Genomic DNA, 26,128 nt, shown 5'->3' with positions numbered 1-26,128 from the left:
ATATAAACCCCTGCCTTCAAAAGCACGATTCAATTTTGTAACAAAAGCATACCTGCGGGGCATCCACGCAACACGCCGGCGGCAAACGCATACGATCCGTTTACGCCGGCGGCCCCGCTTTTTAGAGAATCTTTACGCCCCCGCTGCTAATCTTGAACGTACCTCAACCACCGCTGCAAAGCCACCATGGAACCCCATTCACGCCTGTCCGCACATCACGCACTGCCCCACCGCCACCCTCGCCTGCCCACCTTCCTCATGCATATCACGGTCGACAAAGCCTGCCTGGCCGAGCTGCGCCAGCTGGTCGTCAGGACGTGCGGCGGCATGCTGTCGTTCATGCGCGTCGAGGCGGTCGACCACGCCGAACGCATGAAAGTGTGGCTGTGCGTGACGGAACCGGCCCTGCGCCTGACGATGGACGCCGTCATGCGCCTGTTGCCGGCAGCGGAATTTGGCCGCATCAGCCAGGGGAAATCGCTATGAACCAGTATTCCTGCGAGCAGGCGATGTCCTCGTTGCGCATCACCGCGCACTTCCAGGGCATCTGGGTGCCGATGGTCACGCCCTTCCGCGATGGCGATGGCGACATCGACTTCGACGCGGCCCAGCAGCTCGCGTGCGAGCTGGCCGCCAGCGGCATCGACGGCCTGGTGGTGTGCGGCACCACGGGCGAAGCGGCCATGCTGAGCGCCGCCGAACAGACCATGCTGTTAGACAGCGTGCTCGAAGCCGTCGGCCCCCGCTTCCCCGTCGTGATGGGAATAGGCGGCAGCGATACGCGCAGCGTCGTCGCCACGGTGCAGCGCTACAACGACCATCCGCTGGCCGGCCTGCTGGTCTCCGCACCCGCCTATGTGCGCCCTTCGCAGGACGGCATCGTGCGCCACTTCCAGGCCGTCGCCGGCGCCACCGACCAGTCCATCGTGCTGTACAACGTGCCGGCCCGCACGGGCGTCAATATCGAACCGCAAACGGCCGCCCTGCTGGCGCGCGACTCGCACTTCGTCGCCATCAAGGAAGCGGGCGGCAAGCTGCAGCAGCTGGGCGAACTGCTGCTCGACACGCGCCTGGACGTGCTGTGCGGCGACGATGCGCTGCTGCTGGCCAGCCTGTCCATGGGCGGCCACGGCGCCATGTCGGCCGCCGCCCAGGTGCGTCCCGACCTGTATGCGCAGCTGTATCACCTCGTCAAGCAGGGTCGCCACGGCGCGGCAGGCGCCCTGTTCAAGACCATGCTGCCCGCCATCCGCCTGCTGTTTGCCGAACCGAATCCCGCTCCCGTCAAAGCAGCGCTGGCCATGCAGGGCAAGGTGCGCAACGCCTTGCGCCTGCCGATGACACCCATGTCGGCAGCCGGCCAGGCCGCCCTGGCCGCGGCGCTCGAGCCACTGCTGGAACTGCCCGTATGGACGGCCAGCGACAGGGAAGAGCCGCGCGAAGGCTGTCTGCTGCAGCTGGTTTCCCCTGCCAACATCATGCCAGCCGTGCGCCAAGATGATCATCGCCATCACGGATGAACGCGGAGGGATGGAGAAATCCATCCTGGCCGGGCGGCTGGCCGCGTCGCGCGCGCTGGCCGGGCGCAAGGTCTTGCTGCTCGATGCAGATCCGCGCCAGGGCGCCATGGCGCAGGCGAGCAATATGCACGACGGCGCCATGCACGGCAGCCTGACGCGGCCGCGCCTGATGGCGCGCGCCATCAGCGCCAAGGGCTTGCAGCCGGAACTGGAACACCTGGTGCGCTGCTACCACGACATCGTCATCGACAGCGAAGGCCGCGACTCCATGGGCAGCCGTTCGGCCCTGATCGCCGCGCGCGTGCTGGTGGTGCCGCTCGACGGTGTCGTCGACGCCGCCGCGCAATCAGGCCTGGCGCGCCGCATCGCACATGCGCGCGGCGTCAATCCGGGCCTGCGCGTGCTGCTGGCAACGGACACGCAAGCGGCGCCCGTCCATGCCCTGGCCGCGCAGATTCCCGCCGCCCGCGTGGTCAGCCTGGGGCAGCTGTACTGCGCCGTTTTCAACCTGCCTACTTAGCCTGGCCTGGCACGCAAAAAAGGCGGCGCATGCGCCGCCTCTCTTCTCTGTCAATTAAAACGTCTTGCTGAGCGTCAGCTGCAACGCCGTCTTGCCCATGAATTTGCCATTCACGGGCGAGGCATAGGCCGACTTGCCCGCGTTCGTGCCGATCACGGCCAGCGCACCCGAAACAAAGCCGAAGTCGCGCGTGACGCCCACTTTCCAGTCCGTGTAGCTCGATGCATCATTGTTCTTGACCTTCTGGTGGCCCGCGTGCAGGTTGCCGGTCCAGCCGTTCGTCAGGTCGATATTCGCGCCGATGTCCAGGTAGCCGCTGTTCTTGCTGTTGACGATGCCGAACAGGTTCGAGACGGCATGCGAATACTTGATATAAGCGGGGCCATACGACAGCTGGCCGTAGACTTCCTGCGTATCCGCGTCGGCCAGACCTGCGACGTGCTTCAAGCCGTTGTCCGCATACACATAGGCGAGCACGCCCACGTCATAGCCAACATCGCTGGTCAGCTGGCCGCGCTTGCCCGCATACAGGTCCACTTCCACGTCGCCGCTGCCGCCCGCATCCTTGGTCCACTTGATGGTGGAAGCCCAGGCGCCCGCGTACAGGCCCGTGGGGTTGTTGACATAATCGACGCCACCCTGCAGCGCGGGTTTCAAACGCGTCTGCGAGATGCCGCGGTAGCGGTAATCGGACACGCCGGCCACGTTGAAACTCACTTCATTGTCCGGCTTGGCCTCGTCCGCGTGGGCCAGGCTGCCCGTAAAAGCAGTGGCGACGGCAAGTGCAAGTAGCATTTTGTTCATGGTTGTTCTTCTTCATGGGTGGTATGGGCCTTTGCCAACATGGCGCAGCTGGCCCGCCGCTGCAAAAAATCGCTGCAAAATTTTAAGTAAAGCGTCCCCCTGGCGCGCGCGGCGCCTGTTTTCAAACAGGGGAAATAACAGGTGTTAGAGCGGCAGCAGCAGCCGGTAGCCGACGGCCGTTTCCGTCAGCAGGTACTGCGGCTGGGCCGGATCGGCTTCCAGCTTCTGGCGCAGATGGCCCATGTAGATGCGCAGATAGTGGCCGTTTTCACTGTTCGACGGCCCCCACACTTCGCGCAGCAGCTGCGGATTGGTGACCACCCTGCCGGCGTTTTTCACCAGCACCGACAGCAAACGGAATTCCGTCGGCGTCATGTGCACCAGCTGCTTGTTGCGCGTCACCAGCCGGTCCTTCAGGTCGACGCGCACGTCGCCAAACTGCACCACGCCATCGTCGCTGGCGGCGGGCTGGCGCTGGCGGCGCAGGGTGGCGCGCACGCGGGCCAGCAATTCGCCCACGCCAAACGGCTTGGTCAAGTAATCATCGGCGCCCGCGTCGAGCGCGCGTATCTTGTCCTGCTCGTCGACACGCGCCGACAGCACGATGATGGGCACGGCCGACCATTTGCGGATGTCGGCGATAAAATCGATGCCGTCGCCGTCGGGCAGCCCCAGGTCCAGCACGATCAGGTCGGGCCGGCGCGTGCCCGCATCGATCAAGCCCCGCTGCATGTTGGCCGATTCGAAAATCTGCCAGCCCTCGTCTTCCAGCGCGGCGCGCACGAAGCGGCGGATTTGCGGTTCATCCTCGACCAGCAAGGCGGTGGCGGAAGGTTCGTTCATATTGGTTTTCCTGTTTCAAAGTCGTTCGCGTCATCGAGCTCGAGCTCCGGCGGCGCCGGCGGCGTGCCCAGCGGCAGGCTGAAGACGATGGCGGCGCCCTGTCCCGGCGCGTGCGGCTGCGCGTGGATGGTGCCGCCGTGGGCTTCGACGATGGCGCGGCAGATGGCCAGCCCCAGGCCGACACCCGGCTTGTTCGATTCGCGCTCGCCGCGCGTGAATTTTTCAAAGATGGCCTCTTCCCGGCCCGGCGGCAAGCCCGGGCCATCGTCAAGCACCGTCACCTGCAGGAACTGGCCGTGCACCCCGGCCGCGACAGTGATGGTGCTGCCGGCCGGCGTGTACTTGGCCGCGTTTTCCAGCAGGTTGCACAGCACACGCTCGACCAGCACGGCGTCGTAGCGCACCAGCGGCAAGTCCGGCGCCAGCTGCGTCTGCACGGCATGCTGCTGCAATTGCGGGCCGCTGGCGCGCAGCGCGCTGCCCACCACTTCTTCCAGCGCCTGCCATTGCAGGTTCAGGCGTACCTGGCCGCTCTCGATGCGCGCCATGTCCAGCAAGTTTGCCACCAGGGCGCTCATGCGCACGGTCTCGGACTGCAGCGAGCGCGCCATGTCCAGCTGCGCGGGCGACAGCGCGGGCCGGGACAAGGCCAGCGATTCGGCCAGGCCCACGAGCGACGTCAAGGGCGTGCGCAAGTCGTGCGACAGGGCCGCCAGCAGCGAATTGCGCAGCCGCTCGGACTCCATCTGCAGCAGCGCGCCCTGGGCCACGTCGATGTAGTGCACGCGCTCGAGGGCGATGGCCGCCAGGGCGGCAAAGGTATCGAGGTGCTGGCGCTGTTCCGGCACCAGCAGCCAGCGTCCACGCTGCGTTCCCTCGAGCGGCAGCAGCGCCAGCACGCCCCGCGTGCGCATCGGTGCAATCAGCGGCAGGTAGAAAATGGGCGACGCCGGCAAGGTGTCGGTGCCCGTCCCCGCCGCCTGCGCATGGTCGAAGGCCCACTGCGCGATGCCGATATCCAGGGCCTCGCCGCCGTTCGGGGCCTGCAAGCTTCCCTCGTCATCGGGCAGCAGCAAGGTGGCGCGCGCACGGAAAGCCCGTTCGATGGCGCTTTTCGTGATGTCGAAAATCTGTTCCGTCTGCAGCACGCCGGACAGCTCGCGCGAAAATTCATACAGGGCGCGGGCGCGCGCTTCGCGGTGCGAAGCCACGCGCGCCTGGAAGCGCAGGCCAGCCGTCAGGTGGCCCGTGATCAGGCCCACGGCCAGCATCACGCCAAACGTGATCACGTACTGGAAGTCGCCCACGGCAAACGAAAAGCGCGGTGGCACGAAGACGAAATCGAAGCAGGCAACGCCCACCAGGCTGGCCAACGCCGCCGGCCCGCGCCCCAGGCGCACGGCCACCAGCACCACCGTCAGCAAGGACAGCATGGCGATATTGGCCAGGTCAAGATAAGGCTGCAATGGAACGGAGGCGAGGGCCGTGGCCAGGCTGGCGCCGGCGGCCAGGATGTAGCGCCAATGGCGCGATGGCCGGCGCGGCGCTTCCGCATCGTCGCCGGCTGCGCGCCGGGGCGCCGCATCGGCTGGCGGCAAGCCCACCTCGATCAGATCGATATCGGGCGCCAGGCTGGCCATGCGCGCGGCCGGCGACGCCTGCCACAGGCGCGCCAGCGCATTGAAGTTGGCACGGCCACGGCCCACGATGACTTTCGAGATATTCGCGCTGCGCGCATACTCGACCACGGCGCCGGCGATGTCGGCCGACGGCACAATGGCAGTGCGCGCGCCCAGGTCCTGCGCCAGTTTCAGGGTTTTCAAAATACGCTCGCGCTGGCCCGCCGGCAGGCGCTGCAAACGCGGCGTTTCCACGTACAGCGCATGCCATTCCGCATTCAGCTGGCTGGCCAGGCGCGCCGTGCTGCGGATCACGTGTTCGCCTCCCGCGTGCGGTCCCACGCAGGCCAGCAGCGCGGCGCCCGTCTTCCATACGGGGTTGATCGATTTTTCGACGCGGTAGGCCTGCACGTCGTCCTGTACCCGATCCGCCGTGCGGCGCAAGGCCAGTTCGCGCAAGGCGATCAGATTGCCCTTGCGGAAAAAATGCTGCGACGCCCGCTCGGCCTGCAGCGGCTGATACACCTTGCCCTGCTTCAGGCGGCGCAGCAGTTCGTCGGCGGGAATATCGACCAGCACCACTTCGTCGGCGCGGTCGAACACCGTGTCTGGCAAGGTTTCGGCCACTCGCACGCCCGTGATCCCGCCCACCACGTCGTTCAGGCTTTCCAGGTGCTGCACGTTCACGGTGGACAGCACGTCGATGCCGGCCGCCAGCAATTCCTCGACATCCTGCCAGCGCTTCGGATGGCGCGAACCGGCCACGTTCGAGTGGGCCAGTTCATCCATCAGTATCAAAGGCGGCGCGCGGCGCAACGCTTCGTCAAGGTCGAACTCGTACAGGGTCTTGCCCCGGTACTCGATGGCCTTCAGGGGCAGCACGGGCAAACCGTCCAGCTGGGCCGCCGTATCCTGGCGCCCATGCGTCTCCACCACGCCCACCAGCAAATCCTGGCCATCGGCCAGCAGCTTGCGCGCGGCCGCCAGCATCGCATAGGTCTTGCCGACGCCGGCCGAGGCGCCAAAATAGATGCGCAGCCGGCCGCGCGCGGCTTTCTTTTCCTGTGCCTGCACTTGCGCCAGCAGGGCATCAGGGTCGGGGCGTTGGCTGTCGTTGGGGAGCATGTTGTATTTTAATCTTCTTGGGCTTTGTAGGTCGGATTAGCGCGCAAGCGCGTAATCCGACAACATCGTTGGCCTGGACAGTGGCGGTGTCGGCTTACGCTGCGCTAAGCCGACCTACGCCGACCCAGGCCGACGTTTGCTGACCTGCGCGCCGTTGCCAGCTTACTTTGCGGCCGCATCGAGCGCCAGATTCAGTTCCAGCACATTGACGCGCGGTTCGCCGAAAAAGCCGATATACGCGGTTTTCTGCACCTTGGCGATGGCGTTTTCCACCTGCGCCAGCGGCACGGCGCGCACACGGGCCACGCGTGGCGCCTGGTACAGGGCGCCCGCCAGGCTGATTTCAGGATCCAGGCCGCTGCCCGACGCCGTCACCAGGTCGACGGGAATCGGATTGCGATTGCCCGGGTCAGCTTCCTTCAGGGCCGCGATGCGCGCCTTGACGGCGTCCACCAGGGCCGGATTGGTCGGCCCCTGGTTCGAGCCGCCCGAACCGGCGCCGTTATTCGCCATCGGCGCGGTGGCCGATGGACGGCCCCAGAAGTACTTGGGCGAGGTGAATGACTGGCCGATCAGGGTCGAGCCGACGGGTTTTCCGCCACGCTCGACGATACTGCCGTTGACTTCATCGCTGAAAGCCAGCTGGCCGATGCCGGCCGTGGCGAATGGATAGACGACGCCGCAGATCACGGTCAGCGCGGCAAACAGGACCAGGGCGGGACGTACGATGGTGCTCATGATGGTTCCTTTAGACTAAATTGAGTGCGGACAGCAGCATGTCGATCAGCTTGATGCCGATGAAGGGCAGGACGATGCCGCCCAGGCCATAGATCAGCAGGTTGCGGCGCAACAGGCTGGCCGCGCCGATGGCCCGGTATTGCACGCCTTTGAGCGCCAGCGGAATGAGCACGACGATGATCAATGCATTGAAGATCACGGCCGACATGATGGCCGAGGCGGGGCTGGCCAAATGCATGATGTCCAGCGCCTTTAACTGTGGATAGGTACCCACGAAGGCGGCCGGGATGATGGCGAAGTACTTGGCGATGTCGTTCGAAATCGAGAACGTCGTCAGCGAACCGCGCGTCATCAGCATCTGCTTGCCGATTTCAACGATTTCCAGCAGCTTGGTCGGGTTCGAATCGAGGTCGACCATATTGCCCGCCTCCTTTGCCGCCTGCGTGCCCGAGTTCATGGCCACGGCCACGTCGGCCTGCGCCAGCGCCGGGGCGTCGTTGGTGCCGTCGCCCGTCATCGCCACCAGGCGGCCTTCGGCCTGGTAGCTGCGGATCAGTTTCAGCTTGTCTTCCGGCGTCGCCTCGGCAAGGAAATCGTCCACGCCCGCTTCGGCCGCAATGGCGGCGGCCGTCAGCTTGTTGTCGCCCGTGATCATGACGGTCTTGATGCCCATGCGGCGCAATTCCGCGAAGCGTTCCTTGATGCCGCCCTTGACGATATCCTTCAGCTCCACGGCGCCCATCACGCGGCCGTCGTCGACCACCACCAGCGGCGTGCTGCCGCGGCGCGCGATATCGTCGACGGCGCGCCCCACCTCGGCCGGATACGGCTGGCCCAGCGCTTCCACGTACTTTTTCATGGAATCGGCCGCGCCCTTGCGCAACTGGCGCACCTGCTGCTCGCCCGGGATATCCACGCCGCTCATGCGCGTTTGCGCCGTGAAAGGCACGAAGGTGGCGTGCAGGCTGGCCATTTCGCGTTCGCGGATATTGAACTTCTGCTTGGCCAGCACGACGATGCTACGCCCTTCCGGCGTTTCATCGGCCAGGGAGGCCAGCTGCGCCGCATCGGCCAGCTGCTGCTCCGTCACGCCGGGCGCCGGCACGAAGCTCGACGCCTGGCGGTTGCCCAGTGTGATGGTGCCCGTTTTATCGAGCAGCAGCACGTCCACGTCGCCGGCCGCTTCCACGGCGCGACCCGACGTGGCGATCACATTGGCCTGCATCATGCGGCTCATGCCGGCCACGCCGATGGCGGACAACAGACCGCCGATGGTGGTTGGAATCAGGCACACGAGCAGCGCGATCAGCACCGTGATCGTCACGGGCGTGCCAGTGCCGGCCGCCGCCACGGAAAACAGCGAATACGGCAGCAGGGTCACAGTGACGATCAGGAAGACGATCGACAGGGCGACGAGCAGAATCGTCAGGGCGATTTCGTTCGGCGTCTTCTGGCGCTTGGCGCCTTCGACCATGGCAATCATGCGGTCGATGAAGGCTTCGCCAGGATTGACGGAGACGCGCACCAGCAGCCAGTCCGACAGCACGCGGGTGCCGCCCGTGACGGCGGAAAAATCGCCGCCCGATTCGCGGATGACGGGCGCCGATTCGCCCGTGATGGCGCTTTCATCGACGGAGGCCACACCGGCCGTCACTTCGCCGTCGGCGGGAATCACGTCGCCGGCTTCGACCAGCACCGTCATGCCCTTGCGCAGGTCGGTCGCCGGCGTGGGCAGCCAGGAGGTACCGTATTTCGGCGTTTGCATTTTCTTTGCCATCACCGTCTGCTTGAGGGCGCGCAGCGATGCCGCCTGCGCCTTGCTGCGGCCTTCGGCCAGCGCTTCGGCGAAGTTCGCGAACAGCACGGTAAACCATAGCCACACGGCGACGGCAACGATGAAGCCGAACGGCGCTTCACCCTGGCCATTGAGGGCTTGGATGGCCAGCAGGGTCGTGATGATGCTGCCCACGTAGACGACGAACATCACGGGGCTGCGCCACTGCGTGCGAGGGTCGAGTTTTTTGAACGCATCGACGATGGCGGGGCCAATCAGTGCGGAATCAAACAAGGTCAGGCTTGTGCGTGACATGGTAGCCTCTTATTTTGTAAAAAGTTGCAGGTGTTCGACGATCGGGCCCAGGGCCAGCGCGGGAACGTAATTGAGCACGCCGACGAGCACGACGACGCCGATCAGCAGGCCGATGAACATGGGGCCGTGCGTGGGCATGGTGCCGGCATTGGCCGACAGGCGCTGCTTGGCCGCCAGCGAACCGGCCACCGCCAGCACGGGCACGATCACGCCGAAGCGGCCGAACCACATGGCGATCGCCAGCATCACGTTATAGAACGGCGTGTTGGCGGACAGGCCGGCAAACGCGCTGCCGTTGTTGTTGGCCGCCGACGTGAAGGCGTACAGGATTTCCGAGAAACCATGCGCGCCCGGATTGGCCACGCCAATCTTGCCCGGTTCGACCATCACGGCGATCGCCGTACCCGTCAAGACCAGGGCTGGCGTAATCAGGATGGCCAGCGAGACCATCTTCATTTCATAGGCCTGGATTTTCTTGCCCAGGTATTCAGGCGTGCGGCCTATCATCAGGCCGGCGATGAAGACGGCCAGGATGGCGAACATCAGCATGCCGTACAGGCCCGTGCCCACGCCGCCGAAAATCACTTCGCCGAACTGCATCAGCAGCAGCGGCACCATGCCGCCCAGTGGCATGTAGGAGTCGTGCATGGAGTTGACGGCGCCGCACGACGCAGCCGTCGTCACCGCCGCGAACAGGGTCGAGGAGCTGATGCCGAAACGCGTTTCCTTGCCTTCCATGTTGCCGCCCGATTGCAGGCTGCTGGCCTGCTGGTCCACGCCCAGCGTTTGCAGGGCCGGATTGGCTTGCTGCTCGGCGCTCATCACGCCGGCCGTCATGACGACAAAGATCAGGGTCATGGCGGCCAGCACGGCCCAACCCTGGCGCATGTCGCCCACCATGCTGCCGAAGGTGAAGCACAGGCCGGCGGGAATGAGGAAGATGGCCAGCATCTGCAGGAAGTTCGACAGCACGGTGGGGTTTTCATACGGGTGCGAGGAATTGGCGTTGAAGAAGCCGCCGCCATTCGTGCCCAGCAGCTTGATCGATTCCTGCGATGCGACAGGGCCCATGGCGATCGTCTGCGTCGTCGCCACTTGCGCTTCCATCACGGGCTTGCCGGCCGCATCCAGCACGGGCTGGCCGTCTGCCGTCATTTTCGGCGTTTCATACGACACGTGGTCGAGCAGGGTCACTTCCTTGTAGGCGGAAAAATTCTGAATCATGCCTTCGCCCATGAAGACGATGGACAGGGCCAGCGACAGCGGCAGCAGGATGTACAGGGTCGAGCGCACCAGGTCGACCCAGAAATTGCCGATCGATTTGCCCGAGCGCGAGGCGAAGCCGCGCACCAACGCGAAGATCACGGCGATGCCGGTGGCCGCCGAAAAGAAGTTCTGGCATGCCATGCCCAGCATCTGGGTCAGGTAGCTCATGGTCTGTTCGCCGCCGTAGCCCTGCCAGTTGGTGTTGGCGACGAAGCTGACGGTGGTATTGAACGAGGAATCGGGGCTGACGGCGCCAAGTCCCTGCGGATTCAAGGGCAGGAAGCCCTGCAGGCGCTGCAGGCCGTAGACGAAGACGGCGCCCACGGTATTGAAGACAATCAGGGCGATGGCATAGCTTTTCCAGCCCATGGCCTTGTCGGCGGGCAGGCCGGACCAGCGGTACAGCAGGTTTTCCAGCTTTTGCAGCCAGCCAAGGCCGCGCACGGGCGCATCGCCGGCCACCTTGGCCATGTACAGGCCCAGCGGATAGCCGGCGGCCAGCAGCACGGCCAGGAAGGCCACCAATAAGAGTATCGATTGCGTCGTCATCACAGTTCCTCCGCCTTCAGCAGCGCCACCAGCAGGTACACGAGCAGGCAAGCCGAGACAACGGCACCCAGCACATAAAACGCGTTCATTTGACGCTCCCTAATTTGTCGCAGGCGACGGCAAAGCCGGCCGCCAGGACGAAAAACACGGCAATCAAGCCGAGATACACGAGATCCATTCCCACCCTCACACAGGTTTGTTTTGATAGTGAGCAGATTAGCCAAAAGGGTCTAAAAAATTCGTAAAGACTGGGGAGGCGGCTGTAAACAAGATGTAAAAACGGCGGCTTTACCGCATAAAATCCATCACAATTGGCGCAAAAGCACGCGCGCGGCGCACTGTTGTTGCCTTGGAGTAGCGCTATTGCCCGCCGATCAAGATAGAATGCGCGAGCGTCCGCACAAGGACGCCAAGCCTGCCGCACTGCCCTCCCCCAGTGACGCTGGACGGGATATACTGTATATTCATACAGTTATCGCCGCCGCTGTCATTGCGCCCGCAGTGCCCTGGCCTGGCGTTCCAACCACTGTCTTTACTTAGCTTGAACACGTATGGCCACTAAAAAACCAGCATCCGACTACAGCGAATCATCCATCCGTGTCCTGAAAGGACTGGAACCCGTCAAGCAGCGCCCGGGGATGTACACCCGCACTGAAAATCCGCTGCACATCATTCAGGAAGTGATCGACAATGCCTCCGACGAGGCGTTGGGCGGTCATTGCACGCATATCGCCGTCACGCAAAACACGGATGGCAGCATCACCGTCGAAGACAATGGCCGCGGCATTCCCGTCGGCCTGCACCCGGAAGAAGGTGTGCCGACGGTGGAAATCGTGTTTACACGGCTGCACGCGGGCGGCAAGTTCGACAAGGGTTCGGGCGGCGCCTACGCGTTCTCGGGCGGTCTGCACGGCGTCGGCGTGTCCGTCACCAATGCGCTGTCCACGCGCCTGGAAATCACCGTCTGGCGCAAGGAAAGCGACGGCAACGGCTTGCACCACATGGTGTTTGCGAATGGGGACGTGATCGAGCCATTGAATTCCCGCCCCGCCCCGCGCGACGGCAAGAAGTCCGGCACGCGCGTCACGGCCTGGCCCGATGCAAAATATTTTGATTCGCCCAACATCTCGCAAACGGAGCTGCAACGCCTGCTGCGCTCGAAAGCCGTGCTGCTGCCGGGCGTGACCGTCACCTTGACCAACGCGAAGACGGGCGACACGCAGACCTGGCAGTACGCGGAAGGCTTGCGCGGCTACCTGACCGAAACGCTGGCGCAGGTATCAAATGGCGAAACCCTGATTCCCCTGTTCGAAGGCGCGCAATACGCGGGCCCGGACTCGGAAGGCTTTGCCGAAGGCGAAGGCGCGGCCTGGGTGGTGGCATGGACGGAAGAAGGCGCCATCGTGCGCGAATCGTATGTCAACCTGATCCCCACCTCGAATGGCGGCACGCACGAATCGGGCTTGCGCGACGGCCTGTTCGGCGCCGTGAAAAACTTCGTCGAAATGCACTCGCTGCTGCCGAAAGGCGTGAAGCTGCTGCCGGAAGACGTGTTCGCGCGCGCCTCGTTCGTGTTGTCGGCCAAGGTGCTGGACCCGCAATTCCAGGGCCAGATCAAGGAGCGCCTGAACTCGCGCGACGCCGTGCGCCTCGTCTCGACCTTCACCAAGCCGCCGCTGGAACTGTGGCTGAACCAGCACGTCGATTACGGCAAGAAGCTGGCCGAACTCGTGATCAAGCAGGCGCAGTCGCGCCAGCGCTCGCTGCAAAAAGTGGAAAAGAAAAAATCCTCGGGCGTCGCCGTCCTTCCCGGCAAGCTGACCGACTGCGAATCGTCGGACATCACGCGCAATGAACTGTTCCTCGTCGAGGGCGACTCGGCGGGCGGTTCGGCCAAGATGGGCCGCGACAAGGAGTTCCAGGCGATTTTGCCCCTGCGCGGCAAGGTCTTGAACTCGTGGGAAACGGACCGCGACCGCCTGTTCGCCAATAACGAGATCCACGACATCGCCGTGGCCATCGGCGTCGATCCGCACAGCGTGGGCGATACACCCGACCTGTCCGGCCTGCGCTACGGCAAGATCTGCATCCTGTCCGATGCTGACGTGGACGGCTCGCACATCCAGGTACTGCTGCTGACCTTGTTCTTCAAGCACTTCCCCGTCCTGATCAACAAGGGCCACATCTGCATCGCCCGCCCGCCCTTGTACCGCGTGGACGCGCCGGCACGCGGCAAGAAGCCGATGCAGAAGATCTATGCGCTCGACGACGGAGAACTGGTGGCCATCGAGGACAAGCTGCGCAAGGAAGGCGTGAAACAGGGCGCCTGGTCGATCTCGCGCTTCAAGGGCCTGGGCGAGATGAACGCCGAACAGCTGTGGGAAACGACGATGAACCCGGACACGCGCCGTTTGCTGCCCGTCACGCTCGGTGAAGTCGACCACATGGCCTCGGCCTCGCGCTTCAATATGTTGATGGGCAAGGGCGAAGCGGCCGGACGCCGCGCCTGGATCGAGGAACACGGCAATGAGGCGGAGGCGGATATCTGATGATCATCGGCATCGACCTGGGCACCACCAACAGCCTGGTCGCCATCTGGCGCGACGGCAAGGCTTCCATCATCCCGAATGCGCTCGGTGAACACCTGACGCCATCGTGCGTCAGCATCGATGACGACGGCACCGTACTGGTGGGCCGCGCCGCGCGCGAACGCCTGCAGACGCACCCGCAACTGACGGCGGCCGTCTTCAAGCGCTACATGGGCAGTGAAAAGAAGATCACCCTCGGCACGCAGCAATTCCGTCCGGAAGAGCTGTCGTCGATGGTGCTGCGCGCGCTGAAGGAAGATGCCGAAGCCTTCCTCGGCCACAAGGTCGAGGAAGCCATCATCACCGTGCCCGCGTATTTCAGCGATGCGCAGCGCAAGGCCACGCGCATCGCCGGCCAACTGGCGGGCTTGCGCGTGGAGCGGTTGCTGAACGAACCAACGGCCGCCGCGCTGGCCTACGGCATCCGCGACAAGGAACAGGAAAGCAAATTCCTCGTCTTCGACCTGGGCGGCGGCACCTTCGACGTGTCGATCCTGGAGCTGTTCGAAGGCGTGATGGAAGTGCGCGCCTCGGCCGGCGACAATTTTCTGGGCGGCGAAGACTTCGTTACCGTGCTGGTCGACGCTTTCATGGAAGGCAGCGGCTTGCGCGACGCCGTCGGCAGCCGCCTGCTCGACCCGCGCCAGCAGCAGCTGCTGCGCGATGAGGCCGAGCGCGTCAAGCGTTTGCTGTCGGAGCAGCCGTCCGTGCGCATGGCCACGCGCTACCAGGACAGGGAGTACAGCTGGGAGATCGGCGAAGACAAGCTGGCGCAATTGTGCGAGCCGCTGCTGGCCCGCCTGCGCCTGCCCGTGGAACGGGCGCTGCGCGACGCCACCATCCGCGCCGCGGAATTGAATGAAGTGGTGCTGGCCGGCGGCGCCACGCGCATGCCGCTGGTGCGCAAGCTCGTCTCGCGCATGTTCGGCCGCTTCCCCGCCATTCACCTGGACCCGGACGAAGCCGTGGCGCTGGGCGCCGCCGTGCAGGCGGGCCTGAAAATGCGCGACGCGGCCCTCGACGAAGTGGTCATGACGGACGTGGCGCCGTACTCGCTGGGCATTTCCATTTCGCGCCAGGTCGGCGCGAACCAGTATGAAGGCGGGCATTACCTGCCCATCATCGAGCGCAATTCCGTGGTGCCCGTCTCGCGCACGGAAAACATCACCACCATCCACGACAACCAGAAGGAAATCAACGTGGCGATCTTCCAGGGCGAATCGCGCCTGGTGGCCGACAATGTTTTCCTCGGCAAGATCAGCTTTCCGATCCCCGCGAAAAAGGCGGGCGAGATCGGCATCGACGTGCGCTTCACCTATGACATCAGCGGCGTGCTGGAAGCGGAAGTGACGGTGCTGGCCACGCAGGAACGCCACAAGATGATCATCAGCGACAACGCGGGCGTGATGACGCCGGAACAGATCGAGCAGCGCTTTGCGGAATTGGCCGACCTGAAGATCCACCCGCGCGAGCAGCTGGAAAACCGTACCTTGGTCACGCGCGCCGACCGCCTGTACGAACAGTCTCTGGGCGACGTGCGCCAGTACCTGGCGGCGCACACGGCCAACTTCCAGGCCGCGCTGGAAACGCAGGACCCGAACACCATCCGCAAGGCGCGCCAGGCATTGGATGACGTGTTGCGCCAGGTCGAGAGCGAGAGCTTCCTGTAAATGGACGGCGGCATGGACAACGGACAGCGCAGCCTGTGGGCAATCCTGGGCACGGAGCCGACCGGCGACGAGCGCGCCCTCAAGCGCGCGTATGCGAAGCGCCTGAAGGTGACGCGTCCCGAGGACGATCCGGCCGCCTTCCAGGAACTGCGCGACGCGTATGAATACGCGCTGCGCCATGCCCACCTGTTTGCCGAGGAGTTCCCGGAAGCGCAAGCGGCCGAAGCCGAAGTCGAAGCCAAAGCGGCAGCGCCAGAAGCGCCGCCCATGGAACCGGCCGAGCTGTGGGGCGTCATCGACGAACCCGCGCAGGAAGCGCAGGAGGCGCCTGCGGAACTGTGGGGCGTCATTGCCCAGGAGCCCGCACCGCCGCCGGAACTATGGGGCGTGGTCGCCATCGATCCGGCGCAGGAAGCGGCCAGCCTGTGGCAGGCATTCCTGGAACAGTCGCGGCACGCGGATGGCAGCGAGGTACTGGCCGGCATCCTGCATGACGACGCCATGCTCAACCTCGACGTACGCGAGGAATTCGAGCTATGCGCGCTGCGCTACTGCGCCAGCGCCGGCTATGACCTGTCGCTGCGCCAGGCCCTGTTCGAGCAACTGGGCTGGGACCGCGATTTTTCCTACCTGGCGCGCAGCCATGGGGATCTGGTGCGCAGCGCAGTGCAGCGCTACCGGGCCGACCGCTCGTTCGCCCATTTCAGCGACAACCGCGACAGCTACCCAGGCCTGGACTGCATCATGTCGCAACAGCCGCCTTCGGCCTACGCGCGCCAGCTGTTCGACCAAAAATTCACGCTGCAACTGCGCGAACTGCTGCATGCGATACGCTGGCAGCACGGCGAGATGCTCGCTTACAACCTCGATACGGACCTGTTCGAACGATGGGAACACGCCGTCCATGCCAAGCGCTACTTCAAGCAGACGGCGCTGGCCTCGGGCGGCCTCGGTTTCGTGCTGCACTTCATGCTCGCGGGCGTGCTCGATGCGGCCGGCTTCAAGCTCGGCGACACGGCCGCCTATGCCAGCCTGCTGGGCTTCCAGGCGCTGGCCTTTGCCCTGCTGGCCATGCATGCCTTGCGCTGGCCGGCGCCCCTGTTTGCGCAACTCGACATGCTGCAAGAATCGCTGCAGAACCGCCTGCCCGTGCTGTGGCAGCGGCCCGGCTTGCGGCAACTGGGCTGGATCGCGCCCTACCTCGTGCTGACACTGCTGCTGTTCCTGCCCGAGCGCAGCGACAGCATGCGCCTCGTCACCGCCGCCGGCTTGTGCGCGTCCGCCCTGCTCGCGTATGCGATGAACCGCCAGCTGCTGCATGGCATGCTGCTGCTCCTGTGTCTGGGCCTATCGCTGTTCGCGGCCATGTTCATGAGCGGCAAAGGCCCGTCGGCGCTGGCCATCGGCGATGCCATGCCGCTGATGTTTTGCCTGGCGGCCCTGGCCTTGCGCTGCGCCACCGGCCTGTATGGCGATTGCGGCTGGCGCGAATCGCTCTTGCCCCGCCTGCGCGCCGCATGGCTGATCGGCTGTGCGGGCTTGCTGTCCTTGCTGTATGTGCAGCAGTTGCCGGCCGCCCTCGTCGGCGCCGCGCTGTATGCCTGGTCGTGCGCCGGCTTGCTGTTTTCCCCCACCGATTTCAAATGGAAGACGATCTGGCCGGTCGTGCTGGTGCCGTCCCTCGCCAGCGTCGTGCTGGCCGGCCATGCCCCCGCCATCCGCGCCATGCCCGTGATGCATCACAGCGTCGAGCTGGCCCTGGCCGTGCTGTATCTGACCTTGCGCTATATGTATCTGACGTACGGCAAGTCCTTTTCCAAATCCCGGCTGTCATAATCAGCCCCACGAATTCAACCGCAACCACTCAACACCGAAACAAGCGCCATGTCCACACAAACCAATTTATTTGACGATGCCCAGCCTGAGCCGATCGAGCCGGATGAACCGGTATTCGACGGCGAAGCGCTGACCCTGTCCACCTTTGCCGAGCGCGCCTATCTCGATTACGCCATCTCCGTCGTGAAGGGCCGCGCCCTGCCCGACGTCTGCGACGGCCAGAAGCCCGTGCAGCGCCGCATCCTGTATGCGATGAACGAGCTGGGTCTCAATTCCACCGCGAAGCCCCGCAAATCGGCGGCCGTGGTCGGCGACGTGCTCGGTAAATTGCATCCGCACGGCGACCAGTCCGTGTACGACGCGCTGGTGCGCATGGCGCAGGATTTCTCGCTGCGCTACCCGCTGATCGATGGCCAGGGCAACTTCGGCTCGCGCGACGGCGACGGCGCGGCGGCCATGCGTTACACGGAAGCGCGTCTGACGCCGATCGCCAAGCTGCTGATGGATGAAATCGGCATGGGCACGGTGGACTTCCAGCCCAACTACGACGGCTCGACGGAAGAACCGAAGCTGCTGCCGGCGCGCCTGCCGATGGTGCTGCTGAACGGCGCCTCCGGCATTGCCGTGGGCCTGGCGACGGAAATCCCGTCGCACAACCTGGCGGAAGTGGCGAAAGCGGCCGTCGCCATGATCCGCGATCCGAAGATGACGCACGCCGAGCTGATGGCCATCATTCCCGGCCCGGACTTCCCCGGCGGCGGCCAGATCATCACGCCGCCGTCGCAGATCCAGGACATGTACGCGAGCGGCCGTGGCAGCATGAAGGTGCGCGCGCGCTGGAAGATCGAGGAACTGGCGCGCGGCCAGTGGCAAGCCGTCGTGACGGAACTGCCGCCTGGCACCTCGTCGCAAAAAGTGCTGGAAGAAATCGAAGAACTGACGAATCCGAAGATCAAGCTGGGCAAGAAGGCGCTGTCGCCGGACCAGGTGGCCCTGAAGGCGCTGATCCTCAATTCGCTCGACACCATCCGCGACGAATCGGGCCGCGCCGCGCCCGTGCGCCTCGTGTTCGAGCCGAAGTCGAAGAACCAGGACCAGACGGAATTCATGCTGATGCTGCTGGCGCACACCTCGCTGGAATCGTCGACGTCGATCAACCTGGTGATGATAGGCGGCGACGGCCGTCCACGCCAGAAAGGCCTGGGCGACATCCTGCGCGAGTGGATCGACTTCCGCTTCGAAACCGTCACGCGCCGCACCGGCTACAAACTGGGCAAGGTCAAGGACCGCATCCATATCCTGGAAGGGCGCGAAGCGATCCTGCTCAATATCGACAAGGTGATCCAGATCATCCGCAATTCGGATGAACCGAAGGCGGCCCTGATCGACGCGTTCAATCTGTCCGAACGCCAGGCCGACGACATCCTGGAAATCCGTTTGCGCCAGCTGGCGCGCCTGGAAACGATCAAGATCCAGCAGGAGCTGGCCGAGCTGCGCAAGGAAGAAAAATCGCTGCAAGACCTGCTCGACAACCCGGGCTCGATGAAGCGCGCCATCATCCGCGAAATCGAAGCGGACGCCAAGCAGTTCGGCGACGCGCGCCGCACCCTGATCGAGGAAGCGCAGAAAGCAGTGGCCGAACAGAAGGTCGTCGATGAACCGGTCACCGTCATCATTTCGGAAAAAGGCTGGGTGCGCGCGCGTACCGGCATCGGCCACGATGCGGCGCAGTTCACCTTCAAGGCGGGCGACAGCCTGCATGGCGCCTTCGAGTGCCGCACGGTCGACACCCTGCTGGGCTTTGGCAACAACGGCAAGATTTACTCGGTTCCCGTCTCGGCGCTGCCCAACGCGCGCGGCGACGGCGTGCCGATCACGACCTTGTGCGACCTGAGCGGCGGCACCCCGGGCAACGCCGTGCGCATCTTGCACTACTTTGCGGGCAATGGCGCCACCAATTTGCTGCTGGCGTCGAGCGCCGGCTACGGCTTCATCGCCAAGGCGGGCGACATGACGAGCCGTCTGAAAGGCGGCAAGGCCTTCATCACCCTGGACGACGGCGACGTGCCGCTCGAACCGAAGGTCATCGCCGAGACAGCCAGCGCCCTGGCCTGCCTGACGGAAGGCGCGCGTCTGCTGGTGTTCGGCCTCGATGAGATGAAGACCCTCTCCAAGGGCGGCACCGGCGTCAAGCTGATCGACCTCGATACCAAGGACAAGCTGCTGGCCGTGCAACCGATCACGCAGCGCGGCGTGGTGGTCTCGGGCATCGGCCGGGCGTCGAAACCGCAGGATGCATCGCTGGGCGCCACGGCCCTGGCCGACCACTTCGGCAAGCGTTCGAAGAAAGGCAAGGCGCTGGCGGCCAAGCTGAAACCTGTGTCCATGGCAGCCATCGGCTGACCGGCATCGCGCCATACAAAAAAGACAGGTTCGCCTGTCTTTTTTTTCGCCCATCACCGCGGGAAAAATAGTTTTACAAATAGTTTTACAAATACGCGCCGCGTCCCCGTTATCCCTGCAGGCATGTCACCGGCATGCCGCCCCCGGACAGGAGAACAGCGATGACAAGTCAATTTTCAGGCACGGCGCCATGCAGCGTTTGACCCCGGCCGAGCGGCTGGTGGCTGCCATGGCGGCCGAAGGCTTGCCGTATAAAAGCATCGCCAGGGAACTGGGGAAGTCGCCGGCCACCGTGCGCAACCAGCTGCATGCGATTTACCAGAAACTGGACGTGGGCAACCGCACGGCGCTCGCGCACAAGCTGCGCGGCCAGCCTTAGCGCCGCGACAGGCGCAGCACCTCGGGCGTCGCTTCGACGATGTCGATCACGTCTTGCGCGCCGGCGCCATCACCGAGCGCATAGCGGCCCATGCCCAGGGGCACCAGCCGGGACACGGGGCCGGCGCGGGGCCGGTCGTCGGGGCCGGGCGCCATCGACGTCAAGGTCGCAGCCCCTTGCGCCATGGCGCCGGCGGGCGCGCCGAATTCCAGCACCTTGCGCCCCTTGCGGCTGGGAGGAAAGGCGAACGTGGCCGTGGGCCGGTACACCTCGATGCCGTCCGCATCCTCCTCGAACGAGTGCGTCCAGCTACCGCTGGGCAGTGCCGTTGTCATGCCATGCATGGCGATCCCTCCCTCAGAAACACGATACCACGCCGCCCAGGTTTTCATAGCCAGTCACGGAGGGCGACCAGGCCGTGCCGTTCCACGCCTTGTGGAACAGGGCGCCATTCGTGCCCGTGACAAAGACGTCGAGGCGGTTTGGCGCCCAGGCCGTGGCGCGCGGACGCGAGGTGCACACGCCGCCCAGGTTTTCAAAGCCCGTCAGGGACGGTGCCCAGGCCGTGCCATTCCACGCCTTGTGATACAGGGCGCTATCCGTGCCGATGACGAACAGGTCGAGCCGGTTGGGCGCCCACGACACGGCTTCCACCTCGCCCACGCAGACACCGCCCAGGCGTTCGAAACCATCGTTGGAAGGCCCCCATTTCGCGCCATCCCACCATTTATGGTACAGCGCGCCGTCGGTACCCGTGACGAAGACGTCGAGGCGGTTCGGTCCCCACGCCACGGCCCTCGGCGACGAGGTGCAGATGCCGCCCAGGCGTTCATAGCCCGTCAGCGACGGTCCCCAGGCCGTGCCGTCCCACCACTTGTGGTACAGGGCCCGGTCCGTGCCGACGACGAAGACATCGAGGCGGTTCGGCCCCCAGGCCACGGCTTCCGGCTGCCCCAGGCACAGACCGCCCATGGCTTCATAGCCCGTCAAGGATGGCCCCCAGGCGGACCCGTTCCACCACTTGTGATACAGGCCGCGGTCCGTGCCGACGACAAACACGTCGAGGCGGTTCGGGCCCCAGGCCACGGCGCGCGGGTCGCCCACGCACAGGCCGCCCATCGCTTCATAGCCGGTCAGAGACGGTCCCCAGGCCGTGCCGTTCCACCATTTGTGGAACAAGCCGCTGTCGGTGCCCGTGACGAACACGTCGAGCCGGTTCGGCCCCCACGACACCACCTGCGGCGCACTGGTGCAAATGCCGCCCTGCGCTTCATAGCCGGTGACGGACGGCGCCCAGGCCGTACCATTCCAGGCCTTGTGGAAGAGCGCGCGGTCGGTGCCCACCACGAAGACGTCGAGGCGGCTTGCGCCCCAGGCCACGACGGGGGAAGAACTCTGGCGCGGCGTAGCGCCTGCGCCCGTCCCGCCCGTGCCGATGCTGGCACGCGGGCCATCGAGGCAAGCCTGCATGCGCGCCACCTGACCTGCCGTGAACATGAACATGGCGGGATCGTCGACGTAATCCATGTAGTTCATGAACATGTCGCCATTCGGCCCGTTATTGCACGACACCTGGGGAAACGAGGGCTGGCCCGTGTTCGGCCCGCCCTGGTTCGGCGTGTCGGACACGTTGTCCGTGCCCGAGCACCCGGTGCCGTCGTCGCCCCAGATATGGTTCAGGTTCAGCCAGTGGCCGATTTCATGCGTGGCCGTGCGCCCCAGGTGAAACGGCGGCGCCGCCGTGCCCGTCGTGCCAAAGGCCGATTGCAGTATCACCACGCCATCGGTGGCGGCCGGGCCGCCGGGAAACTGCGCGTAACCGAGCAAGCCGCCACCGAGCTGGCAGACCCAGATATTCAGGTAGCTGTCGGCCGGCCAGGCATCCATGCCGCCCGTCGCCTGCGACTTGACGGCATCGTCCGCGCCAAACGAGGCCACCGTCGTCTGACGCCGCTCGATGCCGCTGGTGGCCGCGCCATGCGGATCGGTCGTGGCCAGCGCAAACTCCACGCGCGCATCAGCCGTCAGCGGCAAGAACGGCGCCGGCGTGCTGTTAACGTCCGGATTGACGCGCCGGAAGTCGCGATTGAGCACATCGATCTGGCTGGCGACCTGCGCATCCGAGATATTCTGCGCGGCCGTATTCCACACCACGTGCACGACCACCGGGATGTGGGTCACGCCGGCACGCCCGGCAATGCTGCCGTCGCCCTCGTACAGTCCGGCCAGGTTTTCGATATCGGCGCGCACGTTCGCGTACGCCGGATCTTCTGTGAGCAGGCGGCGATGCACGTCCATCGTGGCGCAGGTGCGCGTCTGCGGGGTGCCGCCGCCCTGCCCGCCGCCCTGTCCTCCATCACCACCCATGCCGCCACTCCCGCCACCATCGCCCCCCATGCCGCCGCCACCTCCCACCTGCATGCAACTGGCGCCGGCCATGGCCTGCGATGCCTGCTGCATGCCGCCGCCCGGCATGTCGCCGCCATTCGCGGCCGTCGCGCCCTGGGCGAGCGCCGCCTGGTCCGCATACGACACGCCCAGGCGCTGCCCCGGCATGGCGTCGCCGCCCGCCGCATCGGCGCCGGCCTGCATGTCGCCTTCAACCGGCATGGACTGCGTGGCGGACATGGCTGGCGCGCCTTCCGCCGAACCGGTGGCAGGCGTTTTTTTCGTTTTAACGGTGCTCATGATGTCTCCTTCGTCTGTGTGCCAATTCACTATGGCACGGCGAAAAGAGGAGCATTTGCGCAAGATCAAGACTGGCAAGCGGGGCCAGGGAAAAGTGGCGGACGAAAAAAAAGACAGCCGAAGCTGTCTTTGGGGGCTTGCAGGCCGTGGCCCGCAAACGGTGCATTACTTGGCGGCGGCAGCCTTGACTTCAGCGTCGGCCTTGGCCTTGGCTTCTTCCGTCTTGGTGGCGGCGATGGCTTTATCCTGGTTAGCTTCCACTTTTTCCTTGGCCACTTTGGCATCCGCATTCACGGCGGCCTTGTGCGATTTCGCATCGGCTTTGGCAGCGGCCTTGTCAGCCTTGGCTTGCGCCTTCATCTTGTCTTCCGGATCAGCGTCGACCACTTTATCGTGGGCCTTGGCCTTGGTTTTATTTGCCTTGTGCTGAGCGTCGGCTTTCTTTTCGTCGGCCTTCATTTCGGCCTTGGCGACGTTGGCGTCGGCCTTGGCATCGACTTTGGCTTCCTTGTTGGCAGCCTTGTTGATGTCATGCTGCGCAGACGCCTGGGCGCTGGCAACGGCTGGGGTAGCTGGCGCCGTTTGCGCGATGGCAGCGGTGGCAAACAGGGTAGCGATCAGGGTGGCGAGTAATTTGTTCATGATGAGACCTTTCAATATGGTTTAATTTTATTCTTACTAAAGGCGGGCAAAATGTTCAAAATTTGCCAGGCATCGCGCTGTTTCTTGATGTAGCGCAATGGCATGACTTCATAGTAAAGATATCTGGCAAACCACACAGTGCGTTAGCGCACTCAACGGAAAATATGTGCAATTCGGCAAATTCCCCATTGGGTGCGATGCAGGCCTCATATCCTCATGCGCCCACGGCCAGGGCCGCGTGGCGGGCAGCCACCCACTCCTCGTTGGCCGGCTCCACGCCCACCACGATGCGGCTGGCATCGGTGGAAATGCGGCTGGCGTTACGCGCATTCGCCTCCCCGTCGAGCACGGGGCCGATAAACCCCAGCTCGTCGCAGATGCGCTGGCGCAGCTCGGCGCTGTGCTCGCCGATACCGGCCGTAAACACCAGCATGTCCAGCCCCCCCAGCACGGCCGTCAGGGCGCCGATTTCGCGCACGATGCGGCGGATATACAAAGCCAGCGCAGCGCGGATGCGCTCGCCCGTGGCATCCTGCCGGTCCTGCTGCGCCAGCAACACCGGCGGGTCGGCCGACACGCCCGACACGCCCAGCAAGCCCGACTCGTGGTACAGCACGTGCGCCACTTTTTCCAGCGACAGCTTTTCGATCTCCATCAGGTAGATGACGGCGCCCGGATCGAGCGAACCGCAGCGCGTGCCCATCATCAGGCCGTCGAGCGCGGAAAAACCCATGGTGGTGGCCACGCTGTGCAAATTGTCCATGGCGCACAGGCTGGCGCCGCTGCCGAGGTGGGCCACGATGACCTTGCCGCGCGCGACTGGACCGAAGCGCTGCTCCAGCACCAGCGACTGGTATTCGTACGACAGACCGTGGAAGCCATAGCGGCGCAAGCCCCGCTCCCACGCGTCGTAAGGCAGGGCCAGCATCTGCTCGACCTGCGGCACCGTGTGGTGGAAGGCCGTGTCGAAGCACGCCACCTGGGCGATGTCGGGGCGCGATTCGAGCAGCACCTCGATCGCCTCCAGCGCGAACGGCTGGTGCAGGGGCGCCAGCGGCACATAACTTTTCAGGTCGGCCAGCACGGTGAAATCGATGCGCACGGGGGCGAAATACTTGCTGCCGCCGTGCACCACGCGGTGCGCCACGGCGCGCAGCGGGCGCCCATCCAGCTGCGCCACGACTTGCGCGCGGATGTATTCGAGGGCCGCGTGATGCGGCTGCGTCGCATCGAGCTGCAAGGCGACTGCCGGCAGGCCGCCGGCGCGGTACGTGGCGTTTTCACGGCCGATGCCTTCGACCTTGCCGCTCCATTGCGCCTGCTGCGGCAGCACGCCGCCCGCCTGCTCGAACAGGGCGAACTTGATGCTCGACGAGCCGCAATTGAGCACCAGGATCAGGGTGACATCGGCATGTTGGACTGCTGCGTTCATGGCGGCGTGCTCCGGTAATGCTTGGCCAGCATCACGGCGATGGCGCACGAGGCGATGCGGCTGGCGCGCGAGTCGGCGCGGCTGGTGAGGATGACGGGAATTTTCGCGCCCAGCACGATGCCGGCGCTGTCCGCGTCGCCCATGTATTCGAGCTGCTTGGCCAGCATGTTGCCGCTTTCCAGGTCGGGCACGAGCAAGATGTCGGCACGACCCGCCACTTCCGAGACGATGCCTTTGACGGTGGCGGCGGCGATCGACACGGCGTTATCAAAAGCCAGCGGGCCGTCGAGGATCGCGCCCGTGATCTGGCCACGGTCGGCCATCTTGCACAGGGCGGCCGCGTCCAGGGTCGCCGGCATGTCCGCATTCACCGTTTCCACGGCGGCCAGGATGGCAACGCGCGGGCAGGCTACGCCGATCACGTGCGCCAGGTCGATGGCGTTGCGTACGATGTCGGCCTTCATGGCCAGGTTCGGCGCGATATTGATGGCCGCATCCGTGATGATGAAGGGGCGCGGATACGCGGGCGTCTGCATCAGGAAGCAGTGGCTGATGCGGCGCTTGGTGCGCAGGCCGGCGCTGGCCGACAGCACGGCCGACATCAGTTCATCCGTGTGCAGGCTGCCCTTCATCAAGGCTTCCACTTCGCCCTTGCCCGCCAGTTCGGCGCCGCGCGCGGCGGCGGCATGGCTATGTTCGACGTCCTCGATGGCGATGCCATCCAGGCTCAGCCCCGCTTCCAGCGCCACGGCTTCCAGGCGCGCGCGCGGCGCCACCAGCACGGGCGTGATCAGGCCGGCCGCGTAGGCGTCAAGCGCGCCTGACAGGCTCAGTTCATCGCAAGGGTGGATCACGGCCACCCTGATCGGGCCCAGGGTGCGCGCGTGCTCGAGCAGGCGCCGCGTGCCGTCGCCGTTATGCAGGCGCACTTCGGGCAAGGTGGCGCGCGCCCGTTCGATCTGCTCGGCCGGCGCGATCACCTGCGCCTCGCCATCGAGCACCACGGCACCATGCTGGTTGACGCAGCGGCAAGCGAGGGTCACGTGGCGGTTGCGCGGCTCGAGCGCCGTGACGGTGACGCTGATGGCCAGGGTATCGCCCACGCGCACGGGCTGCAAAAAGCGCAAGGTCTGGCCCGTGTAGACGGTGCCGGCGCCGGGCAGGCGCGTGCCCAGCACGGCGGAAATGAGGGCCGCGCCCCACATGCCGTGGGCGATCACGCCCTCGTAGCGGGTGGCGGCGGCAAATTCCGTATCGAGGTGCTGCGGGTTGTCATCGCCCGACATCACCGCGAACAGGGCGATATCGTCCATGCTCAGGGTGCGCGTGATGCTGGCCGTGTCGCCGACGGCGATCTGGTCGAAGGTGCGGTTGCGTACGATATTCAGATCATCGTCTTGAGGAGTAGTCATCGTGG

General features: G+C 65.0%; 20 protein-coding genes. 8 read left to right on the top strand and 12 right to left on the bottom strand.

Features of this window, described 5'->3' with window-relative positions; translation table 11 throughout:
- Positions 1-186: 186 nt before the first annotated feature.
- From ASN89_RS03375 to ASN89_RS03365, 3 genes are read left to right on the top strand one after another with little or no spacing between them, the layout of a single operon-like run.
- Complete coding sequence (locus ASN89_RS03375; RefSeq protein ID WP_225242621.1) at positions 187-486, top strand: hypothetical protein; 300 nt, start codon at positions 187-189, stop codon at positions 484-486.
- The gene (gene dapA / locus ASN89_RS03370) at positions 483-1,520 is read left to right on the top strand and encodes a 4-hydroxy-tetrahydrodipicolinate synthase (RefSeq protein WP_058048275.1); all 1,038 of its coding nucleotides are present in this window, start codon (positions 483-485) and stop codon (positions 1,518-1,520) included. Before ASN89_RS03375 ends, dapA begins: the two co-directional genes overlap by 4 nt.
- Positions 1,498-2,040 carry a division plane positioning ATPase MipZ gene (locus ASN89_RS03365; protein ID WP_058048274.1) on the top strand — a complete coding sequence of 181 codons (543 nt, stop codon included), beginning with the start codon at positions 1,498-1,500 and terminating at the stop codon, positions 2,038-2,040. Before dapA ends, ASN89_RS03365 begins: the two co-directional genes overlap by 23 nt.
- A 54-nt stretch (positions 2,041-2,094) precedes the next feature.
- On the opposite strand, the gene ASN89_RS03360 is transcribed toward ASN89_RS03365, so the two are convergent.
- From ASN89_RS03360 to kdpF, 7 genes are all read right to left on the bottom strand, one after another.
- Positions 2,095-2,844, bottom strand: coding sequence for a TorF family putative porin (locus tag ASN89_RS03360; protein ID WP_058048273.1), 750 nt, complete (start codon positions 2,842-2,844; stop codon positions 2,095-2,097).
- A 144-nt stretch (positions 2,845-2,988) separates the two neighbouring features.
- Positions 2,989-3,687, bottom strand: a complete 699-nt coding sequence (gene kdpE, locus ASN89_RS03355) for a two-component system response regulator KdpE (RefSeq protein WP_058048272.1) — start codon at positions 3,685-3,687, stop codon at positions 2,989-2,991.
- On the bottom strand, positions 3,684-6,431 hold the full coding sequence (locus tag ASN89_RS03350) for a DUF4118 domain-containing protein (protein ID WP_058048271.1): 2,748 nt from the start codon (positions 6,429-6,431) through the stop codon (positions 3,684-3,686). Before ASN89_RS03350 ends, kdpE begins: the two co-directional genes overlap by 4 nt.
- A 162-nt stretch (positions 6,432-6,593) precedes the next feature.
- A complete protein-coding gene (gene kdpC, locus ASN89_RS03345) occupies positions 6,594-7,169 on the bottom strand; it encodes a potassium-transporting ATPase subunit KdpC (protein ID WP_058048270.1) in 576 nt (191 codons plus the stop codon).
- A 10-nt stretch (positions 7,170-7,179) separates the two neighbouring features.
- Positions 7,180-9,258 carry a potassium-transporting ATPase subunit KdpB gene (gene kdpB, locus ASN89_RS03340; RefSeq protein ID WP_058048269.1) on the bottom strand — a complete coding sequence of 693 codons (2,079 nt, stop codon included), beginning with the start codon at positions 9,256-9,258 and terminating at the stop codon, positions 7,180-7,182.
- Positions 9,259-9,267: 9 nt separating this feature from the next.
- Positions 9,268-11,073 carry a potassium-transporting ATPase subunit KdpA gene (gene kdpA, locus ASN89_RS03335; protein WP_058048268.1) on the bottom strand — a complete coding sequence of 602 codons (1,806 nt, stop codon included), beginning with the start codon at positions 11,071-11,073 and terminating at the stop codon, positions 9,268-9,270.
- A complete protein-coding gene (kdpF, locus tag ASN89_RS03330) occupies positions 11,073-11,162 on the bottom strand; it encodes a K(+)-transporting ATPase subunit F (RefSeq protein ID WP_058048267.1) in 90 nt (29 codons plus the stop codon). Before kdpF ends, kdpA begins: the two co-directional genes overlap by 1 nt.
- A 462-nt stretch (positions 11,163-11,624) precedes the next feature.
- Between kdpF and ASN89_RS03325 the strand changes: the two genes are divergently transcribed.
- The 5 genes from ASN89_RS03325 to ASN89_RS03305 all read left to right on the top strand — a co-directional run bounded on the left by ASN89_RS03325 (position 11,625) and on the right by ASN89_RS03305 (position 19,949).
- Positions 11,625-13,622, top strand: a complete 1,998-nt coding sequence (locus ASN89_RS03325; RefSeq protein WP_058048266.1) for a DNA topoisomerase IV subunit B — start codon at positions 11,625-11,627, stop codon at positions 13,620-13,622.
- The gene (locus ASN89_RS03320; RefSeq protein ID WP_046684267.1) at positions 13,622-15,331 is read left to right on the top strand and encodes a molecular chaperone HscC; all 1,710 of its coding nucleotides are present in this window, start codon (positions 13,622-13,624) and stop codon (positions 15,329-15,331) included. The genes ASN89_RS03325 and ASN89_RS03320 overlap by 1 nt, the downstream gene beginning before the upstream one ends.
- Before the next feature lie 12 nt (positions 15,332-15,343).
- On the top strand, positions 15,344-17,167 hold the full coding sequence (locus ASN89_RS03315) for a J domain-containing protein (protein WP_152988427.1): 1,824 nt from the start codon (positions 15,344-15,346) through the stop codon (positions 17,165-17,167).
- 48 nt (positions 17,168-17,215) lie between these two features.
- Positions 17,216-19,570 carry a DNA topoisomerase IV subunit A gene (gene parC, locus ASN89_RS03310; protein WP_058048264.1) on the top strand — a complete coding sequence of 785 codons (2,355 nt, stop codon included), beginning with the start codon at positions 17,216-17,218 and terminating at the stop codon, positions 19,568-19,570.
- Between the two features lie 190 nt (positions 19,571-19,760).
- Complete coding sequence (locus ASN89_RS03305; protein WP_034746472.1) at positions 19,761-19,949, top strand: helix-turn-helix domain-containing protein; 189 nt, start codon at positions 19,761-19,763, stop codon at positions 19,947-19,949.
- On the opposite strand, the gene ASN89_RS03300 is transcribed toward ASN89_RS03305, so the two are convergent.
- The 5 genes from ASN89_RS03300 to ASN89_RS03280 all read right to left on the bottom strand — a co-directional run bounded on the left by ASN89_RS03300 (position 19,946) and on the right by ASN89_RS03280 (position 26,123).
- Positions 19,946-20,293 carry a hypothetical protein gene (locus tag ASN89_RS03300; RefSeq protein WP_152988426.1) on the bottom strand — a complete coding sequence of 116 codons (348 nt, stop codon included), beginning with the start codon at positions 20,291-20,293 and terminating at the stop codon, positions 19,946-19,948. The genes ASN89_RS03305 and ASN89_RS03300 overlap by 4 nt on opposite strands.
- Before the next feature lie 13 nt (positions 20,294-20,306).
- Positions 20,307-22,637 carry a M43 family zinc metalloprotease gene (locus ASN89_RS28000; protein WP_200968959.1) on the bottom strand — a complete coding sequence of 777 codons (2,331 nt, stop codon included), beginning with the start codon at positions 22,635-22,637 and terminating at the stop codon, positions 20,307-20,309.
- Positions 22,638-22,802: 165 nt separating this feature from the next.
- Positions 22,803-23,279, bottom strand: a complete 477-nt coding sequence (locus ASN89_RS03290; protein ID WP_058048262.1) for a hypothetical protein — start codon at positions 23,277-23,279, stop codon at positions 22,803-22,805.
- Between the two features lie 214 nt (positions 23,280-23,493).
- Positions 23,494-24,711 (bottom strand): acetate/propionate family kinase, encoded by a 1,218-nt coding sequence (locus ASN89_RS03285; RefSeq protein WP_058048261.1) that lies wholly within the window; start codon positions 24,709-24,711, stop codon positions 23,494-23,496.
- The gene (locus ASN89_RS03280; protein WP_058048260.1) at positions 24,708-26,123 is read right to left on the bottom strand and encodes a bifunctional enoyl-CoA hydratase/phosphate acetyltransferase; all 1,416 of its coding nucleotides are present in this window, start codon (positions 26,121-26,123) and stop codon (positions 24,708-24,710) included. Before ASN89_RS03280 ends, ASN89_RS03285 begins: the two co-directional genes overlap by 4 nt.
- Positions 26,124-26,128: the final 5 nt, after the last annotated feature.

The sequence above is a fragment of the Janthinobacterium sp. Ant5-2-1 genome (assembly GCF_001445815.1).
Lineage (GTDB): Bacteria > Pseudomonadota > Gammaproteobacteria > Burkholderiales > Burkholderiaceae_D > Janthinobacterium > Janthinobacterium lividum_E.
The sequence above is the reverse complement of the archived record's forward strand: the minus strand, read 5'-3'. Positions and strand labels throughout refer to the sequence as shown.